Here is a 19,348-nt window from a genome sequence, read left to right on the forward strand (position 1 = left end):
GTTAAAAAAACATGACCGTTAAGACATTTATACTTAAGTGAATTATTTGTTTAAATATGTTATAAAACCACTTATAAGTTTTGAAATTTCAATGATTTCAGAACTTAATTGGTCGAATTCTTTTTGAGTTAGATAGTTTAAATCTAATGCTAAATACAATTGAGATCTAACTTCGCCTGCCGATGCTTTTGCGACAAATAAAAAGTGGATAAATTCTTTATCGGTGTTACGTTCAAAACCTTCAGCAATATTTGACGATATTGAAACCGAAGCTCTTCTTATTTGTCTAATTAAATCGAAATCACGTTCAAAGTTTTTATTAGTAATAGTATAAACACTTTTATTAAATAACCTGGCTTTTTGCCAAGCAATTATATCTTCAAAAGCATTTATTTTTTTCATTACTTTTAACTTTGAGACTTTCGGCGTTCCAACTTTAGACTATTAAACGTTAACTTCTTCTTTTACCCAATCGTACCCTTTTTCTTCAAGCTCATGAGCTAATTCTTTAGATCCAGATTTTACGATTTTTCCTTGATGTAAAACATGTACATAATCTGGTACAATATAGTCTAGTAAGCGTTGGTAATGCGTAATGACGATTACGGCATTGTCTTTAGTTTTTAGTTTGTTAACGCCGTTAGCTACAATACGTAATGCATCGATATCTAAACCAGAATCGGTTTCGTCAAGGATGGCTAGTTTTGGTTCTAGCATTGCCATCTGGAAAATTTCGTTACGTTTTTTTTCACCACCAGAAAACCCTTCGTTTAAAGAGCGAGATAAAAACTTACGGTCTATTTCTAGAAGTTCAGATTTTTCACGAATCATTTTAAGCATTTCGTTGGCTGGCATATCATCAAGCCCTTTTGCTTTTCGAGTTTCGTTAATAGCTGTTTTCATGAAATTAGTTACCGAAACCCCTGGGATTTCTACAGGATATTGAAACGATAAAAACACCCCTTTGTGAGCGCGTTCTTCGGCATCTAATTCATTAATATCTTCACCTTCAAAAATAATTTCACCTTCGGTTACTTCGTATTCTTCTTTTCCAGCAATTACAGAGGCTAACGTGCTTTTCCCAGAACCATTTGGTCCCATGATAGCATGTATTTCACCTGGGTTAACTTCAAGGTTAATACCTCTTAAAATTCCTTTATCTTCAACACTTGCGTGTAGGTTTTTAATCTTTAACATAGTCTTATTCGCTTCCTAATTTAACAACGTCTTTATTGTTTGGGTCTGGTTTAGAGACCTTAATAATTTCTTTTATTTCAACTCGAAATGGCCAACCTTCCTCATTTTCAGGTTTAGGTGTAATTAGTCCCATTATTTCAACAGGAACCATATCGGTATCTTCTTTTTTATATTGTTTTACTTGGTTATCTAACTCGTGCATTTTGTCGTTAATAATAACGCCGTAAACTTCTAAGTTGGTTTGTAGCACAGCAGCATCAGCTAAATACACAAACTCTCCTTTTAGTAGTGTGTAATTATCACTTTCTGTATCTTGTTTTTTAGTATCGTTTTTACAGGATACTAGTAATGTAAACGTTAAAAGTAATAGTGCTAATTTTTTCATAGTGTTTGTTATTATCCTACAGATCCTTCTAAGCTTATTTCTAATAACTTTTGAGCTTCAACAGCAAATTCCATAGGTAATTTGTTTAATACTTCTTTACTAAATCCGTTGACTATTAAAGCAATGGCTTTTTCGGTATCTATACCACGTTGGTTACAGTAAAAAATTTGATCTTCACCAATTTTACTGGTTGTTGCTTCGTGCTCTATCTGCGAGGTTTGATTTTTATTTTCTATATATGGAAAGGTATGTGCACCACATTCGTTACCCATTAATAAACTATCACATTGCGAAAAGTTACGGGCGTTTTCTGCGCGCGAGTTAACTTGAACCAATCCACGGTAACTGTTTTGCGATTTTCCTGCAGAAATACCTTTGGAGATAATGGTTGATTTGGTGTTTTTACCTAAATGAATCATTTTGGTACCTGTATCGGCTTGTTGAAAATTGTTGGTGACTGCAATCGAGTAAAATTCGCCAACAGAATTATCGCCTTTAAGTATACAGCTAGGATATTTCCATGTTACAGCACTTCCTGTTTCAACTTGTGTCCAAGAGATTTTAGCGTTTTTCTCGCACAACCCACGTTTGGTCACAAAATTGAACACACCACCTTTACCTTCGGCATTTCCTGGATACCAGTTTTGTACGGTAGAGTATTTTATTTCGGCATCATCCAAAGCAATTAATTCAACCACAGCGGCGTGTAGTTGGTTTTCGTCACGCATTGGTGCAGTACAACCTTCAAGGTAACTTACATAGCTACCTTCATCGGCTACAACAAGGGTTCTTTCAAATTGTCCTGTTCCTGCTTGGTTGATACGAAAATACGTAGATAATTCCATTGGGCAGCGCACACCTTTTGGAATATAACAGAAACTACCATCGCTAAATACAGCGCTGTTTAATGCCGCATAAAAGTTGTCCTTTTTAGGAACAACGGTACCAATGTATTTCTTAACCAATTCGGGGTGTTCTTGAATGGCCTCGGAAATGGAACAGAAAATAATGCCTTTTTCTGCTAATGTTTTCTTGAACGTTGTGGCTACGGAAACCGAATCCATGACAACATCTACAGCAACACCAGCTAGTTTTTTTTGCTCGTCTAGAGAGATGCCCAGTTTGTTAAATGTATCTAACAATTCTGGATCTACTTCATCTAAGCTTTCGTACTTAGGTTTTTTATTTGGTGCCGAATAATACGAAATGGCTTGAAAATCTGGTTTGTCATAATGTACGTTAGCCCAATCGGGTTCTACCATATCTTGCCAAACACGAAAGGCTTCTAAACGCCATTCGGTCATCCATTCTGGTTCGTTCTTTTTCTTTGAAATAGCACGAACAATATCTTCATTTAAGCCTACAGGGAATGTGTCCGATTCTATGTCGGTATAAAACCCGTACTCGTATTCTTTGGTTTTTAGTTCTTCTCTTAAATCGTCTTCGGTATACTTGCTCATTAGTTTTCTCGCTTCAAAAAGTTACAGTGAAAATGATTCGCCACATCCGCAGGTTCTATTAGCATTAGGGTTGTTAAAAACAAACCCAGAGCCGTTTAATCCACCGGAATATTCTAATGTGGTTCCTATAAGGTACAAAAAGCTTTTTTTGTCAACAATAATTCTTACGTCGTTATCTTCAAAAACTTTATCGCCTTCTAGCTGTTCTTTATCAAATTTTAAATCGTATGATAAACCAGAACAACCGCCACTTTTTACGCCAACGCGAACAAAGTCTGTCTCAGCGTTATAGCCGTCTTCAGTCATTAATTCAATGACTTTCTTTTTAGCTGATTCCGATACTTTTATCATATATTATTTAGATTAATTAAAATAGAATGCAAATATACAATATAAGTAGGGTTTTACCATATTACCTAACATTATATTAATAAATAGTGTGATAGGGTTTAGCTATTGGTTTGAGAAGTTTGGGTTGTTGATAAAGGATGGATCTGAGAGTGTGAGTAAAAAAGCTTTTAAATCGGCTTTATCTTGATTTGAAAGTTGTACGCCGCCTTGATCTACTTTTTTCATTAAAGGATCAATGGTAGGGGAGTCTTGCAAACCTTCGCTGTAGTGGTTTATAACCTCATCTAATGTGGAGAAACGCCCGTCGTGCATGTAGGGTGCTGTGTAGGCTAGGTTTCGTAATGATGGCGATTTAAATTTGCCGTTATCGGCTGGATCGCCTGTAATTTGTCCTAAGCCGTTATCTGAAAAAGTGGTATCTAGTCCATTATTATGAAAGGCATTGTCTGTCCATAATGGATTATTAGGGTTTCCGTGACAATGAAAGCAATCGCCACGATCTTCATCCATAAAAATATTTAGACCATTTTGTTCCTGCGTTGTTAACGTCGCTTGACCTAGTAAATATTGGTCGAATTTAGAATTAGCAGAAATTAAGGTTCTTTCAAATTGCGCAATGGCTTTGGTTGTTAATTCTTTGGTGATATTTTGGTTACCAAAAGCAGCTTTAAAAAGGTCTGGATATTCTTCATGGTTGTTTAATCTAGTAACCACTTCGCTCCAAGTATTTGCCATTTCGGTAGGATCGGTTACAGGTTGTAGGGCTTGATGTTCTAACCTAAAAGCTCTGCCATCCCAAAAAAAGTTTTCGTCGTAATTCCAGGCAAGGTTGAATAGTGGCATAGAATTTCTTATGCCTAAATCGCCATTTACACCAGTACTAAACGTATTACTATCTGTAAATGCATTTTGAGGTAAGTGGCAACTAGCACATGCTTGAGTAAAATCTACAGATAGAATAGGGTCGAAAAATAATTTTTTTCCTAAAGCTACGCCTTCAACTGTTTGTGGGTTATCTGTGGGGATTATTGGGGCTATGATATTGTCTTCAAAAACCTGAGGAATGTCTAACGGCGACGGTGTTGGGGTGTTTTGCGTTGGTACATAATCATTATCGGAACTGCTACTTGAGCAGGAACTTAATAGAAATATGATTATAATATGAATATACCAGCGGTTTTTCATTACTTTTTTATTGTGTAATTTCTCCTAATGTGAATGCGGAAGCGATGTTTTCTTGCATCATTTTTTGAGCCTCGTAATTAGGCATTAAAGATGTGTTGTAAGTATTTAAATCCCATAAGTTAGGGTTTTTAAATAGTTCGGCAAGATTAAATTGAATTTCAATTGTTGTGGTTTCAGAAATAGGTATTTCTGTCGGAAATTCAAAAGCAACAAAGTTTTGTTCAAAATTGTCTTCGCTTACCATTGCCATACCATTATGATAATTAAAAGGCATTGGCGTTGTAGTATTAACGTTGTATTGCCCGTCAAATTGTAGGAAATGATAACCGCCACCTAACATTTCTGGCCAATTCCAAGATGCCGAATTTAAATCGGTATAGGCACCATCAATATTATCTGCTTCGTTAAATCCGTAAACAAATTTTAAAGTGTAATTTCCTGGTGTAACAGCACTTGTGGGAATAAAATTATATGTTTCAGCATCAGATAAATCGATAAGCTGATAGCCTTGTAAAGGTGTTGTGTTGCCGTTTTCGTCTAATAGCTCAAAATGAGACAGCAAATATCTAAGTCGTGTAATAGTTAGTACTTCTCCATTAGCATTGGTGTATTGCGTGTTTTCAATATCGGAAGGAGAAATTGCTGTGTCATCCCAATTTTGCGTAAAGGTAAATGTGGGAGTAACATTAATGTTGTTGCTGCCTAGTTTATCGTCATTATCTTCAGTACAAGAGAAAGTAAGCATTCCTAAAATGAGGATTAAAGCTATTTTTTTCATTTTCAAGTTATTTTAAAACTGTTATTAAAAGGTCGGTAAACCCTTTGTTTTCAATGATATCAAAATCTAAACTGTTAGATTCGCCAACAGTTATAATATTACCGTTATTAATTTGAACGGCATTGTAAAAAAAGTCTATTTGTGAGCCACCAACAGTTTTTTGCCATAATAAGTTGCCTTTGTTGTTTACTTCAAAAACCCAAGCATCGTTTTGCCCGTTGTTATTTGTTAGATTACCATCTATACTTCTAGAGCTACCAGATATGACAAAGTTATTGTTTTGAGTTTTAGAAATAGAGCGTCCAACATCGAAACCGCTTCCACCAAACGACTTTTGCCATAATAAATCGCCTTCAGGTGTTATTTTTATAAGCCATAAATCTGCCAAGCCATAGTTTGTACTGACATCTTCATTGTCACTTCTAGTATCTCCAACAATTAAGTAATTACCGTCGTTTGATTGGGTAATGGCACGTGCTTCGTCAATTTCGGTACCACCAAAGTTTTTTTCCCAAACAATGTCTCCTGTGCTAGAGGTTTTAACGATCCAAAAATCGTAAGTCCCTATATTATTGGATATGTCTACATCGTCGCTATCCGATGAGCCTACTATTATAAAACCGCCATCATTTGTTTCGGTTACGCCATAAGGTGTGTCGGTGAAAAATCCGCCATAATAACGACTCCATTCTAAGTTTCCAGAAGCATCAAGTTTTAATGCCCAATAATCACCGCCAGCATGTCTGGCATTTGTTCTAGAATTACCTTCGCCGTTAGAAGCAGTAACATCTAACACGCCAGAAATAAGAAAGCCGTTATCCGATGTTGGAATAACAGAATATCCAGTATCTATTCCGGCATAACCAAAAGACTGTTGCCATAATAAATTCCCGTTAGGAGATAGTTTTGCTAGCCAATAATCTTTTAGTCCATGGTTATTGGTGACATCTTGATCGTTACTATCACTAAACCCTAAAACGGCTAGAGATCCATCTGGGGTTTCAATAATTGAATTTCCTCTGTCATTTCCAGTACCGCCAAAGGTTTTACTCCAAAGTAAAGTGTTTTCGCTATTAAATTTTAATACCCAAAAATCAAAACTTTCATTGTTTTTGTCTGAAATGTCGCCATCCATACTTTGTGTGTAACCTAGAATAGCATAACCGCCATCTTGCGTATTTGTAATAGATGTTGCGGCATCGTTTAAACTTCCACCAAATGTGTTTATGCTAACAATGTCTCTAGTGACAATGTTTAGTGGATTGGAGTCGTCACCTTTAGAGCAATTGTACATACTAAAAGTGGCGCAGAAAAGTAATATTATTAGTGTTGTATGTTTTGTTTTTTTAAACATATTTTAATTCTGACTTCTAATTATAAACAAGCCTCTATCAATATCACTTACAATAATGTTACCGCTAGAAAAATAAGGGTAAACACTCCAAGCGCCTTGAAAATTAGCCGTATTACTTTCTGGGTAAGTATCGAAATATCCAGATTCGGTCATGGAACCTGAAGCAAGGTTAGATACATCAATAAATCGAACACCAGCACTATAATTTGCTAGGAAAAAGTTATTGCCTTTTACATAGCCATTATGATCTATAGCAGGTGTTGGGCCTGAATAATCTAAATGAAAAGATGGGTTGTCTAAATCTGACACATCAAAAACCAAAGTTCTTGTATTGTTGCCGTAATATTGTTCATCTAGTTCGTCGCCTAAAATAAAGTATTCCATATTTTCGGTAAACCATCCTTGGTGTACATAGCCAATATTATTGTAGGTTATGGTTGAAATGATTGTAGGGTTGCTTTTATCGCTAACATTGGCAATAACAATTTCATCTTCATTACTTCCTATTAAAATCTCTTCTCCTAGATAATCATTATCTGGACCATTGTAGGTGATAACTTGTGCATCGTGAGAATAGTCATGTAGCCCACCTTCGCTAATTGGTGATAGTGGGGTTTGAATGTTAATAAAAAGCGGTCCGCCGCCATAGGTGCCACTTCTTGAAGTGCCAACAATGTAGGCATAACCAGAGTTTTCGTTGATTACAATGTTGTGCGCACTACCAAAATCGGTAAAATGAGTATCGGCTGTAAAGTCTTGGGGTTGTGTTATGTTTCTTAGTCTTGTAAGGTCGAAAACTTGCATACCATGCCCAGTGGCTTCACTTACAATAAAAGCGTGATTATTATACACTTTAACATCACGCCAAATATTGCCATTATTTCCTGGATTGGCACTAGCGAGTTTTCCTATAAGTTGTGGTTGTGTTGGGTTGGAAATATCTACAAAAGCTGTTCCTTGAGTAGAACATACTAACGCATATTCTTTTCCTGTTACGGGGTCTGTCCATCCCCAACAATCATTGCCTTCGGCATTAGGTTCGGCTAGTTCATCTAAAGACATGTAACCAATAAGATCGTAGCCTTCGCAAGGGTAAATGTCTGCCATTCCATCAATACACTCTGCAAGTGGCTGCGGTGTATTGCCTTCGCATGCATCGCCAATACCATTTTCGTTAGAGTCGGCTTGATTTGCATTGGCTACTTGTGGGCAATTATCTTCACTATCTGGAACGCCATCGTTATCTGTGTCGATTACTGCAATTTCAGCCACAGGTTCGTTGTCACAAGATAACATAACACTAAAACTAAGTGTTATTAATAGTGTTTTTATAATACTTTTTTTAATAATCATAAGGTTATTTGATAATTAGTTTTTTTATGGTTGTATTATTTATTTTAACTAAATACAAACCTGTTGTAAGTTTTTTTGTAGGTAAAACGAAAGATTTAAGGTTGATATTGTTTGATTTAAAGACAACTTTTCCTAATGTGTTGTACACTTTAATAGATTGAATTATCCCTTCTTTAGAGCTAATTTTAGTTTGATTTATTGCTGGGTTAGGTAACAAAGTGATTGTTTCTTTAGTTTTAAAAGTACTAGTGTTTAATGTGCCACTTTTTCTAACAACAAATAACCCTCTTTCAATATCACTAATGATAATATTTCCACTAGAAAAATAAGGGTAAACACTCCATGCACCATTAAACGCTGTACCATTACTTTCAGGATGCGTATCGAAATAACCAATTTCTTCCATAGCATCTGTTGCCGCCGATATGTTAGTAATATCTAAAACACGTAATCCAGCTCTGTAATTTGCTATAAAAAATTTATCACCCAAAACGTATCCATTATGATCAATCGCAGGTGTAGAGCCGTAGTAGGTAGATGAAAGAATAGGGTTGTCTAAATCGTTAAAATCAAAAACTAGTGTTCTAGTGTTAAAGCCATATCCTTGTTCGTCTGTTTCATCACCTAATATAAAGTATCTTTGGTCATCTGTAAACCAACCTTGGTGTGTGTATCCAATTTGTGGGTAGGTGATTTCTGAAAGCTTTACAACGTTATTTTTGTCTGTGACATCAAGTATTAAAACTTCAGACTCATTGCTACCAATATAAATTTCTTTTCCTATGTGTTCGGTGTCTGGGCCGTTATATGTGACTACTTGTGCATCGTGGGAGTAACCATCATTGGCATAGCCGCCAGCATTAGTAGGGTTGGTCGGGTTGGAAATATCAATAAATGCAGGGCCGCCAGCATAAGGACCACTTCTACTTGTTCCAACAATATAGGCATATCCAGTATCTTCGTTGATAACAATATTGTGTGCGCTTCCAAACTCTGTATAATGTGCATCGGCAGTAAATGTTACAGGTGGAGAGGTTACATTTCTAAGTCTAGTTAAATCAAAAACTTGCATACCGTGGTTGCCAACAAGATCGGCTACTATAAAGGCATGATTATTATATACTTTTACATCGCGCCAATAACTCGTTCCTGCGGCAGTATCTAAACGGCCAAGGAAAATTGGATTTATAGGGCTTGAAATATCTACAAAAGCTGTGCTGTTTGTCATGGCTATAATGGCGTATTCTTTTCCGTTTGTTGGGTCTGTCCATCCCCAAATATCACTACCTTCCGGGTTACCTTGTGTGTTTGCTAATACCGATACTGGTATGTTGGCAAGTAAATCGTAATCGTTACAGGGGTATGCTCCTGCAAAACCGTTATTGCAAGGTGTTTGCGAAAAAAGAAGGGTTGTTATAAAAAGAGCGTAGATTAAGGGTAAAGTTTTTTTCACGTTTTTTTGTTAAAAAATTAAAAATGACAAACAAAATTACATGAAAATAGGGGAATTGTGTGTTTTTGAACCGTTAAAATTAAAGATTTTATGAGTTATAAGGCTATTTCAATGAAAGCGATTATTTTTGCATTATGATTGAAGATAAAAACCAAGAAAGAACACCACTTTCGGAATTAGGCGAATTTGGTCTTATAGACCACTTAACAAAGCACTTTAAAATATCTAAAGAATCTACGGTAAAAGGCATTGGTGACGATGCTGCTGTTTTAGATTTTTCTGATAAAAAAGTAGTTGTAACCACAGATATGCTTGTTGAGCAAGTGCATTTCGATTTAAGTTATATGCCATTAAAACATCTTGGCTATAAATCTGTTATGGTTAATTTATCTGATGTTTATGCGATGAATGCTACGGCAACACAAATTACAGTTTCTATAGCAGTTTCTAACCGTTTTCCTTTAGAAGCACTAGAAGAATTGTATTCTGGAATTCAAACTGCCGCTGAGGTTTATGGTGTCGATTTGGTTGGTGGCGATACAACATCGTCTACTTCAGGATTAATTATATCAATTACAGCTTTAGGTGACGTTGATACAGAGAGTATTGTTTATAGAAATGGTGCTAAGCCAAACGATTTATTAGTTGTTACTGGAGATTTAGGTGGTGCTTACATGGGATTGCAAGTATTGGAACGTGAGAAAGAAGTGTTTAAAGTTAATCCGCAAAATCAACCAGATTTAGAACCTTACACTTATATTGTTGAACGACAGTTAAAGCCAGAAGCTAGAAAGGATATTGTTACGTTATTGAAGGAATTAGAGGTTAAACCAACGTCTATGATTGATATTAGCGATGGTTTATCATCGGAGATTATTCATTTATGCAAACAAAGCGATGTTGGTATCGAGTTATACGAAAACAAAATCCCATTAGATCCGCAAGTTATTTCTACCTGTGAAGAATTTAATATAGATAGTACTACGGTTGCTCTAAATGGTGGAGAAGATTACGAATTATTGTTTACAATAAGTCAAGAAGATTTTCCTAAAATTAAAGGTAATCCTAATGTAACAGTTATAGGTTTTGTAAAGGATAAAAGCCAAGGCATGCACTTAATTACGCGTGCAGAACAAGCTATTCCATTAAAAGCACAAGGGTGGAATTCTTTAGAGAATTAATTAAGAATAGCAAGTTTCTTGCCTTCTTTTAGTACGAGTTTTATACAAGCGTTCTAAATCTTTATTTATTTCTTGGCGTTTTTTGGTAAGAGGGGTTAAATGCCCTCTGTCGCTTGTGGTAACTTGTTTGTTGCAGTGTATGCATCTGTATTCTTTTACCGATGCGGTTACATACTTTTTTACTACAAATTTATGTTTGAACAATCTGCAATAGAGATTTTTCAAGATGACTGTTTTTTTAAGGTTTGACAATTCAATTATTAATGAACCACTAACTTAAAAAAATAATTGAAGTGATAAAACCTTTAGTGTTAAGATTTTATAAATTAGTGTAATTGCTGTTATTTTATACGTACCATTCTTCTTGTGTAGATGTCTTCAAGAATGGAATTTATTTCTTTAAATGTAGGTGTTAATTCAGTTAAGTCACCATTGCTATTAGTCGTTAGTTGCTTTTTACAACATTTGCAGGTGTACTCCTTAACATGAGAGGTGACTTGTTTGCTAACAACATACTTGTGACCAATAATATCGCAAATAATTTTAAAGGCATTTTGGTTAGTAGATTTTTTCATAATATAAAAGATTTGGGGATTCTAAACTTAGAAAAAAATCATATAATAACAGTTAAAATTGGTGTTTTATTCGATGAAACGCATAATTAAGTAAGATAATTCTTTCGTATTTTCTATATGACTCATGTGTCCATCAGGGAATTCATGTAATTTAATGTTAGTAGAATGAAAGAGGTTTTTAATACTACTTGCGTCTAAAACCGTGTCTTTTAATCCGTAAATAATCATTTTTTTGCAATGTAAAGATTTGAAAAAAACGGTTCTATTTGGTCTAATTTTCATACCTTCTAGTGCAGCAATAATACCTTGAAGTGGCGTTTTTAAGGCTTCTTGTTTTACGGTTTCTATTTCAGAAGATAGCCTCTCTCTGTTGTTTTTAGCAAATAAATTAGAGATAGCCATGCTAATAAACGCTTTATGGTTTTGTTTTACCGCTTTAATAGCGCGATCTCTATTAGCTTGCCTGTCTTTACTATCTGCTTCCGATGTCGAGTTTAACAAACAAACACTTAACGCTTTGTTAGGGATTTTTTCAAGTAATGCTAAAGCAACATAACCACCCATAGAGTGCCCAATAAAATGAGCCTTTTGAATGTTTAATTCATTTAAAACTGCATTTACGGCCTCGGCCATATCTTCCATGGTATGTATGTAGCCTAAGCAATCTGTTTTACCATGCCCTAGTAAATCAATGGTAATAACTTGATAAGAGCTTTCAAGGTCTGAGACTAAATTATCCCACATAGATAAGTTTTCTAAAAAACCATGAAGTAGCACTACGGCTTCTCCATTACCTATATGGCTATAATTAATGTTTATGTTTTTGTGTTTTATAACCATGTGTTATATTACTGTTTTAACTTTTTTATTACCGAAAATGCTTTGTCAACCAAATCGTCTTCAACCAAAACAGTAAATTCATTCGTGGTTGACACCACTTCATAAAGCGCGATGCCTTCCCAAGCTAAACGTTTAAAAATTTGATAGTACAAACCTGTAACTTTTGAGTTGTTTTCTGGTAAACTAATGCTTATTGCCGAAAGGTTTTCTTTTACACCTTTTTGCTTTTCATTTTTAAAGTGCTCTAGAACATGCTGTTTTTGCGAGCTTGATACAATAATATTGCTCTCTAAAATGCCTCTTGTAAAGGCATAAAATACATTGGCGTTTAAGTTGATTTGCCCTAATATTTTTGAATGACTTTCTATTAATGTATTTGAGTTTTGAAATGTAAAATCGCTTAAGTTAGATCTAACCGTGATGTCTCCTAAGCTTTTAATAACTCGCTTTAACCGTGGTGAACTGCCCAAATCTTTAGGTGGGTTGTAACGACGCAAAGCCATCATTATAGCACCTGTTTTTACAGGTTTTCTTAGCATGTCGCTTACAGGTTTTGATAGCTCCTCAGCTAATGCCGAATAGTTTATAATGTTCCGTGATAAAGCTTCTTCTAAAAATGGTTGAGCAACTAAGAGTTCTTCAACACATGCTGCAATAGTTTTCATATTGTTAATTATTTAACTAAGTGTGCAAATTTAGTTTAATTTTTTCAATTTTATTTTTAAAAAGCTGCTCTACGTTAGTTTTGTTCACATAAATAAAAAATCTAATATGCAAGTTTTAAAGTTTGGAGGAACGTCGGTTGGTTCAGTGCAAAATATGACTAATGTAAAGGGCATTATAAATGATGGTACGAAAAAAATAGTTGTGCTCTCGGCAATGTCTGGAACAACAAATGCTTTGGTAGCTATTTCTGATACTATTAAACAAGCAAAAACCAAAGAGGCTATTCGATTATTAGATGCGTTGTACATTACTTATGTTGATGTTTTAGATGATTTGCTCTCAAACAAAACATTGTATAAAGAGGCCGAAGCTTATATCCAATCTGTATTTAATACGCTTAATGAATTTGTACATCAGCCTTTTTCCCAATTATTGCACAACCGTATGGTGTCTCAAGGCGAGTTATTGTCTACGTTTTTGTTCAGTAGATTTTTACAACAAGAAGGTGTTAATGCGCAATTGATTTCGGCTTTAGATTTTATGAGAATCGACAAATCTAACGAGCCCGATAATTTTTACATCAAACAGAATTTATCCAGAATTATAAACGAACTTCCCCAAGCCGATATTTACATTACACAAGGGTTTATTTGTTTAGATGCCGATGGGTGTATTGCAAACTTACAACGTGGCGGAAGTGATTACACGGCAAGTATTATTGGTGCTGCTATTAACGCTGAAGAAGTACAAATTTGGACCGATATAGATGGGTTTCATAATAACGATCCAAGATTTGTAAACGATACACAGGCTATTTCAAACCTATCGTTTGATGAAGCGGCAGAGCTAGCATATTTTGGTGCAAAAATTCTGCATCCACAAACCGTAATGCCTATTAGAGAGCAGAACATTCCGTTGCGATTAAAAAATACGATGGCACCAAATGCTCATGGAACAGTAATAACAAATTCCATTCATGGTGAAGGTATTAAAGCTATAGCGGCAAAGGATGGTATTACAGCCATAAAAATTAAATCGGCAAGAATGCTGTTGGCGCACGGATTTTTAAAACGCGTTTTTGAAGTTTTTGAGAAATATGAAACGGCGATTGATATGATTACAACCTCGGAAATTGCTGTGTCTTTAACCATAGATAATACTAACTATTTAAAGGAAATAATTCAAGAATTAGAGCAGTTTGCTATGGTTGAGGTAGATGCATACAGAACTATTGTCTGTTTAGTAGGAAATAATATTGTGTTTCATCCAGATACGCCAAAATTATTTCAAATATTACAAGATGTTAATGTAAGAATGATTGCCTATGGTGGTAGTAACAATAATATATCATTACTAATTAATACAAGCGATAAAGTAGAAACCTTAAGGAAACTAAATCGTTATGTGTTTGAAATGGAAATGGTATAGGTTTTTTTAATTAAATCAGAAAAGGCCGGGTTTAACCGGCCTTTTTATTTTTTAGGAATTCATAATATCTTCAATCTCATCGGCTTCAATAGGAATGTCGCGCATAAGATTAAATGGTTCGCCTGTTTCTTGAATAACAACATCGTCTTCCAAACGAATACCAAAACCTTCATCTGGAATATAAATACCAGGTTCTACGGTAAATACCATATTAGCTGTCATAGGCTCGGTTAAAATACCGTAATCATGCGTGTCCAAACCAATATGATGACTGGTACCATGCATGAAGTACTTTTTGTAAGCTGGCCAATCGGGATTTTCGTTTTGCACGTCAGCTTTATCCAATAAGCCTAAGTCTAATAATTCTGAAGTCATTAATTTACCAACTTCAACGTGGTAATCGGCCCAAATAGTTCCTGGAACAAGCATTTTTGTGGCTTCATCTTTAACACGGTTTACAGCGTTGTAAACCTCTTTTTGGCGTTTAGAGAACTTTCCAGAAGCAGGAATCGTTCTAGTCATATCACTAGAGTAATTGGCGTATTCTGCGCCAACGTCCATTAAAATTAAGTCGCCATCTTTACACGGTTGATTGTTTTCTATATAGTGTAACACATTAGCATTATTCCCAGAGGCCACAATAGGCGTGTAAGCAAAACCGCGAGAGCGATTTCTTAAAAACTCGTGCATGTATTCGGCTTCAATTTCAAATTCTGAAACACCAGGTTTTACAAAATTCAACACACGTTTAAAGCCTTTTTCGGTAATTCTACAGGCTTGTTGCATAATATCAAGCTCTATCTGATCTTTTACAGAACGAAGGCGTTGTAATATAGGGTTGCTTTTCTCTACACTGTGCGCTGGAAACTTCTCTCTTAACCATTTATTAAAACGGTCTTCGCGAGTTTGTGTTTCTATATTAGCTCGGTAATGTTCGTTAGTGTTAATATAAACGGTGTTGCATTGTGCCATGACTTCTCTAAAAACTTTATCGAAATCTTGAAGCCAATACACGGTTTTTATCCCAGCCGTTTCAAAAGCTTTATCTTTGGTTAGTTTTTCGCCTTCCCAAACAGCAATATGATCGTTTGTTTCAGTTAGAAATAAAATTTCACGATGCTTAGGGTTTGGACAATCAGGAAATAATAACAAAATGCTTTCTTCTTGATCAACACCACTTAAATAAAAAATATTGCGATCTTGTTGGAAAGGTATGGTACTGTCGGCACCAATAGGATAAATATCATTACTATTAAAAACAGCTAAACTATTAGGTTTCATTTTAGCCATGAAGTTTTTACGGTTTTTAATAAATAATTTGCTGTCTATAGGTAAGTATTTCATATTAAAAATTGAATTTTTCCAAAGGTACTCAATCCAATAATTCTAATAAAATAAGCTTGTTAAAACTTTATTAATGCAATATTTTTTAACAAATTTGGTTATTAAACTAAACCTCAAATCATGAAACATCTATTTAAAATTTGCTTTTTAACTTTTTTAATTGTCATGTCTTGTAGCGAAGATAACGATGATACGCAGCAACCTAATACACCTAATTTAGTTATAAAGTTACAGTTTGATCCTAGTCAGGAACGCTTAAATAATATTGGCGAACCAGCCACTATACCAGATGGTAACGCCGCGCAATCACCAACTATTTCAAGAATGAGTGCAAATTATATTGAATTAGCTCCAGGTGCATTTACACCCTTAGGAGAAGGTGAAATTATTTTTAATGGTTCGGAAACAACAGCTGGAGGTGACAGAGCGATTAATTTTCAAAACGCACGATTTGCTGGAAATAATGAGGTGTTTTTAACCTTGCCGTTAAACCAAGTTTCTGTGGGAACATACGAATGGGTTCGTGTATCTTTGGCCTATCAAGAAGGGGATATCGACTTTCTTTTAGATGGTGTTGATTATACCGGAACTTTAGCAAGCTTTGTTGGGTATAATACTTACATTACTACGTTCGACCTAAACGGGCAAAGTATAGATGTAAATGGAAATAGATTACAAGGCTTCTGGGCTTTTGAAGCCGAAGGATTTGCTACGCAAGGTCAAGCGCCTGCTGGAGCAACGACAGTTCCTAATCCATTATTCGATTCGTCACCTATTCCTCAAGGATCTTGTGTGGTAACTGGTGCGTTTGAAAATGGGTTTACCATAACAGGTGAAGAAACACAAGATGTTGAAGTTGTCTTGTCATTTTCAATAAATAATAGTTTTGAATGGACAGAGGTTAATGCCGATGGTAAATACGAGCCAAGTGCAGGAGAGCAAGTTGTGGATATGGGACTTCGGGGGCTTATTCCAATGGTTTCAGAGTAATTTCTGTTTAAAATCATTCTAAATACCTAATTATAACGTTTGAGTTTTTGTCTAAAATTTAGATGTAGTGTATCTTTGTTTGGATAAAAAATTAAACTTCAACAATGAGCGGAATTCTAAATTCTTCGATAGGAAGAAAATTTGCCATGGCACTTTCGGCCCTCTTCCTAATGATTTTCTTGTTACAACACTTTATTATCAATTTTTCATCTATAATTAGTGCAGACGCTTTTAACAATCTGTCTCACTTTATGGGAACCAATTGGTTAATTCAATACATTATGCAACCTGTATTGATTTTTGGTGTCGTTTTTCACTTTGTAATGGGATTTATTCTGGAGATAAGAAACAAAGGTGCTAGACAAATTAAGTATGCAAAAAACAATGGTGCTGCCAATTCATCATGGATGAGCCGTAATATGATTTACAGCGGGTTATTCATTTTAATTTTCTTGGTTATTCACTTTATCGATTTCTGGATTCCGGAAATCAATACTAAATATATCCAAGGCGATATGTCTGGGTTGTTGCCAAGTGGTGAGTACAGATACTACGAAGAGCTTGTGCATAAATTCCAACCATTATGGCGTGTGGCGCTATATTGTTTAGGGTTTGTGTTTTTAGCATTGCATTTATTGCATGGATTTATGTCGGCCTTTCAATCGGTTGGAGCAAACAATAAATACACAAGGGCATTAAAAGGATTTGGAAAAGCATATGCTATTGTTATTCCTTTAGGGTTTATCATTATTGCATTAGTTCACCATTTTAATCATTAAAATACATCTAACATGGCTTTAGATTCAAAAATACCAAAAGGTCCTTTAGCTGATAAATGGACTAATCATAAAAACAATATTAACTTAGTAAATCCAGCTAACAAGCGTTTAATAGATGTAATTGTTGTGGGAACTGGTTTAGCTGGTGGTTCTGCTGCTGCAACTTTAGCAGAGCTTGGCTATAATGTAAAAGCATTCTGTTTTCAAGACTCGCCGCGTCGCGCACACTCTATTGCTGCTCAAGGTGGTATAAACGCTGCCAAGAACTATCAAGGTGATGGCGATTCTGATTACCGTTTATTTTACGATACAGTAAAAGGTGGCGATTATCGCTCGCGTGAAGCCAATGTATATCGTTTAGCCGAAGTATCAGCAAATATTATCGACCAATGTGTAGCACAAGGTGTTCCTTTTGCTCGTGAGTATGGTGGGTTATTAGATAACCGTTCTTTTGGTGGGGTTTTAGTATCTCGTACTTTCTACGCCAAAGGTCAAACAGGGCAACAGTTACTACTAGGAGCGTATTCTGCCATGAACCGACAAATTGGTCGAGGTAAGATTAAAATGTACAACCGCCACGAAATGTTAGATGTGGTTGTTGTAGATGGCAAAGCGCGAGGTATTATTGCACGTAATTTAGTAACAGGAGAAATTGAAAGACACTCAGCTCACGCTGTTGTTTTAGGAACTGGAGGTTATGGGAATGTATTTTTCTTATCCACTAATGCGATGGGAAGCAATGTAACTGCAGCTTGGAAAGCTCATAAACGTGGAGCTTATTTTGCTAATCCATGTTACACACAAATTCACCCAACTTGTATTCCAGTATCTGGAGATCATCAATCTAAATTAACATTGATGTCTGAGTCGTTACGAAACGATGGCCGTATTTGGGTGCCAAAACATATGGAAGATGTTAAAGCAATTCGAGAAGGTAAGTTAAAACCAACCGAAATTGCTGAAGAAAATAGAGATTATTATTTAGAGCGTCGTTATCCAGCTTTTGGTAACTTAGTGCCACGCGATGTGGCTTCTCGTGCTGCTAAAGAGCGTTGCGATGCCGGCTACGGTGTAAATAAAACAGGTGAAGCTGTTTACTTAGATTTTGCCTCGGCAATTCAACGTTACGGTAAAGAGCAAGCGCACGTTAAAGGATTAAACGAAAATGATGCGGCTTTAGTTAAAAAACTAGGTCAAGAAGTGATTAAGAATAAGTATGGAAACTTATTCCAGATGTATGAAAAAATTGTTGACCAAAACCCATACGAAACCCCAATGATGATTTACCCAGCAGTGCATTACACTATGGGCGGTATTTGGGTAGATTATAATTTAATGACAACCGTTCCAGGATTGTATGCAATTGGTGAAGCTAACTTCTCCGATCATGGCGCTAACCGTTTAGGAGCTTCGGCTTTAATGCAAGGATTAGCCGATGGATACTTTGTATTACCATATACTATTGGAGATTATTTATCTAACGATATCCGTACTGGACCAATTTCAACAGAGTTACCAGAGTTTGAACAAGCTGAAAAAAATGTTCGTGACCGTATAGAATCTCTAATTAATAATAACGGAACACATTCTGTAGACTATTTCCACAAGAAGTTAGGTAAAATTATGTGGAATAAAGTAGGCATGTCTCGTAATGCTAAAGGTTTATCTGAAGCTATAGAAGAAATAGCAGCATTACGTGAAGAATTCTGGAAAGATGTAAAAGTTCCTGGAACAGCCGATGAATTTAATGAAGAATTGGCTAAAGCAGGTCGTGTAGCCGATTTCCTTGAGTTAGGTGAGTTATTTGCTAAAGATGCTTTACACAGAAACGAATCTTGTGGTGGACACTACCGCGAGGAATCTGTAGAAGAAAGTGGTGAGCAAAAAGGTGAAGCTAAGCGTGACGATGAAAACTTTAAATATGTGGCTGCATGGGAATACAAAGGAGAACCCAAAGAAGCCCTATTACACAAGGAAAATCTCGTATTTGAAAATATAGAATTAAAACAAAGAAGTTATAAATAAGGAA

General features: G+C 35.6%; 19 protein-coding genes. 5 read left to right on the forward strand and 14 right to left on the reverse strand.

The genetic code is table 11. The features are described from left to right. Nucleotides 1-42 precede the first annotated feature (42 nt). The 10 genes from EJA19_RS02345 to EJA19_RS02390 all read right to left on the reverse strand — a co-directional run bounded on the left by EJA19_RS02345 (nucleotide 43) and on the right by EJA19_RS02390 (nucleotide 9,516). Nucleotides 43-402: a four helix bundle protein gene (locus tag EJA19_RS02345; RefSeq protein WP_125466733.1), complete on the reverse strand. Its 360-nt coding sequence runs from the start codon at nucleotides 400-402 to the stop codon at nucleotides 43-45. A 42-nt stretch (nucleotides 403-444) separates the two neighbouring features. Beyond that, the gene (gene sufC / locus EJA19_RS02350) at nucleotides 445-1,197 is read right to left on the reverse strand and encodes a Fe-S cluster assembly ATPase SufC (protein ID WP_125466734.1); all 753 of its coding nucleotides are present in this window, start codon (nucleotides 1,195-1,197) and stop codon (nucleotides 445-447) included. A 4-nt stretch (nucleotides 1,198-1,201) separates the two neighbouring features. Next, entirely contained in the window at nucleotides 1,202-1,582 is a 381-nt protein-coding gene (locus EJA19_RS02355) for a hypothetical protein (protein WP_125466735.1), read from the reverse strand. 11 nt (nucleotides 1,583-1,593) lie between these two features. Continuing rightward, nucleotides 1,594-3,042: a Fe-S cluster assembly protein SufB gene (gene sufB, locus EJA19_RS02360; protein WP_125466736.1), complete on the reverse strand. Its 1,449-nt coding sequence runs from the start codon at nucleotides 3,040-3,042 to the stop codon at nucleotides 1,594-1,596. A 21-nt stretch (nucleotides 3,043-3,063) separates the two neighbouring features. Then, nucleotides 3,064-3,393 carry a HesB/IscA family protein gene (locus EJA19_RS02365; RefSeq protein WP_125466737.1) on the reverse strand — a complete coding sequence of 110 codons (330 nt, stop codon included), beginning with the start codon at nucleotides 3,391-3,393 and terminating at the stop codon, nucleotides 3,064-3,066. 102 nt (nucleotides 3,394-3,495) lie between these two features. Continuing rightward, complete coding sequence (locus tag EJA19_RS02370) at nucleotides 3,496-4,578, reverse strand: cytochrome-c peroxidase (RefSeq protein WP_125466738.1); 1,083 nt, start codon at nucleotides 4,576-4,578, stop codon at nucleotides 3,496-3,498. 7 nt (nucleotides 4,579-4,585) lie between these two features. Then, nucleotides 4,586-5,356 (reverse strand): MbnP family protein, encoded by a 771-nt coding sequence (locus EJA19_RS02375; RefSeq protein ID WP_125466739.1) that lies wholly within the window; start codon nucleotides 5,354-5,356, stop codon nucleotides 4,586-4,588. A gap of 7 nt (nucleotides 5,357-5,363) precedes the next feature. Continuing rightward, on the reverse strand, nucleotides 5,364-6,710 hold the full coding sequence (locus EJA19_RS02380; RefSeq protein ID WP_125466740.1) for a hypothetical protein: 1,347 nt from the start codon (nucleotides 6,708-6,710) through the stop codon (nucleotides 5,364-5,366). Nucleotides 6,711-6,713: 3 nt separating this feature from the next. Beyond that, nucleotides 6,714-8,063 carry a choice-of-anchor B family protein gene (locus EJA19_RS02385; RefSeq protein WP_240640190.1) on the reverse strand — a complete coding sequence of 450 codons (1,350 nt, stop codon included), beginning with the start codon at nucleotides 8,061-8,063 and terminating at the stop codon, nucleotides 6,714-6,716. Nucleotides 8,064-8,067: 4 nt separating this feature from the next. Then, nucleotides 8,068-9,516 (reverse strand): choice-of-anchor B family protein, encoded by a 1,449-nt coding sequence (locus EJA19_RS02390; RefSeq protein WP_125466741.1) that lies wholly within the window; start codon nucleotides 9,514-9,516, stop codon nucleotides 8,068-8,070. Nucleotides 9,517-9,650: 134 nt separating this feature from the next. On the opposite strand from EJA19_RS02390, the gene thiL reads away from it, so the two are divergent. Continuing rightward, nucleotides 9,651-10,697, forward strand: coding sequence for a thiamine-phosphate kinase (thiL, locus tag EJA19_RS02395; RefSeq protein WP_125466742.1), 1,047 nt, complete (start codon nucleotides 9,651-9,653; stop codon nucleotides 10,695-10,697). Nucleotides 10,698-11,038: 341 nt separating this feature from the next. On the opposite strand, the gene EJA19_RS02405 is transcribed toward thiL, so the two are convergent. The 3 genes from EJA19_RS02405 to EJA19_RS02415 all read right to left on the reverse strand — a co-directional run bounded on the left by EJA19_RS02405 (nucleotide 11,039) and on the right by EJA19_RS02415 (nucleotide 12,777). Then, the gene (locus tag EJA19_RS02405) at nucleotides 11,039-11,272 is read right to left on the reverse strand and encodes a hypothetical protein (protein ID WP_170160045.1); all 234 of its coding nucleotides are present in this window, start codon (nucleotides 11,270-11,272) and stop codon (nucleotides 11,039-11,041) included. A 66-nt stretch (nucleotides 11,273-11,338) separates the two neighbouring features. After that, nucleotides 11,339-12,112, reverse strand: coding sequence for an alpha/beta fold hydrolase (locus EJA19_RS02410; RefSeq protein WP_125466745.1), 774 nt, complete (start codon nucleotides 12,110-12,112; stop codon nucleotides 11,339-11,341). An 8-nt stretch (nucleotides 12,113-12,120) separates the two neighbouring features. Then, nucleotides 12,121-12,777 (reverse strand): hypothetical protein, encoded by a 657-nt coding sequence (locus EJA19_RS02415; protein WP_125466746.1) that lies wholly within the window; start codon nucleotides 12,775-12,777, stop codon nucleotides 12,121-12,123. 106 nt (nucleotides 12,778-12,883) lie between these two features. Between EJA19_RS02415 and EJA19_RS02420 the strand changes: the two genes are divergently transcribed. Next, nucleotides 12,884-14,206: an aspartate kinase gene (locus tag EJA19_RS02420; RefSeq protein WP_125466747.1), complete on the forward strand. Its 1,323-nt coding sequence runs from the start codon at nucleotides 12,884-12,886 to the stop codon at nucleotides 14,204-14,206. A gap of 51 nt (nucleotides 14,207-14,257) precedes the next feature. Here the strand turns inward: EJA19_RS02420 and EJA19_RS02425 are convergent, their stop codons facing one another. After that, nucleotides 14,258-15,550, reverse strand: coding sequence for an aminopeptidase P family protein (locus EJA19_RS02425; protein WP_125466748.1), 1,293 nt, complete (start codon nucleotides 15,548-15,550; stop codon nucleotides 14,258-14,260). A gap of 120 nt (nucleotides 15,551-15,670) precedes the next feature. Here EJA19_RS02425 and EJA19_RS02430 point away from each other — a divergent pair, with 120 nt between their 5' ends. The 3 genes from EJA19_RS02430 to EJA19_RS02440 all read left to right on the forward strand — a co-directional run bounded on the left by EJA19_RS02430 (nucleotide 15,671) and on the right by EJA19_RS02440 (nucleotide 19,344). Then, nucleotides 15,671-16,540, forward strand: a complete 870-nt coding sequence (locus tag EJA19_RS02430; RefSeq protein ID WP_125466749.1) for a hypothetical protein — start codon at nucleotides 15,671-15,673, stop codon at nucleotides 16,538-16,540. A 104-nt stretch (nucleotides 16,541-16,644) separates the two neighbouring features. Next, on the forward strand, nucleotides 16,645-17,319 hold the full coding sequence (locus EJA19_RS02435; RefSeq protein ID WP_125466750.1) for a succinate dehydrogenase cytochrome b subunit: 675 nt from the start codon (nucleotides 16,645-16,647) through the stop codon (nucleotides 17,317-17,319). A gap of 12 nt (nucleotides 17,320-17,331) precedes the next feature. Then, nucleotides 17,332-19,344: a fumarate reductase/succinate dehydrogenase flavoprotein subunit gene (locus EJA19_RS02440; protein ID WP_125466751.1), complete on the forward strand. Its 2,013-nt coding sequence runs from the start codon at nucleotides 17,332-17,334 to the stop codon at nucleotides 19,342-19,344. Nucleotides 19,345-19,348: the final 4 nt, after the last annotated feature.

It is taken from the genome of Mangrovimonas spongiae (genome assembly GCF_003944795.1).
In the GTDB taxonomy this organism is placed as follows: Bacteria; Bacteroidota; Bacteroidia; order Flavobacteriales; family Flavobacteriaceae; genus Mangrovimonas; species Mangrovimonas spongiae.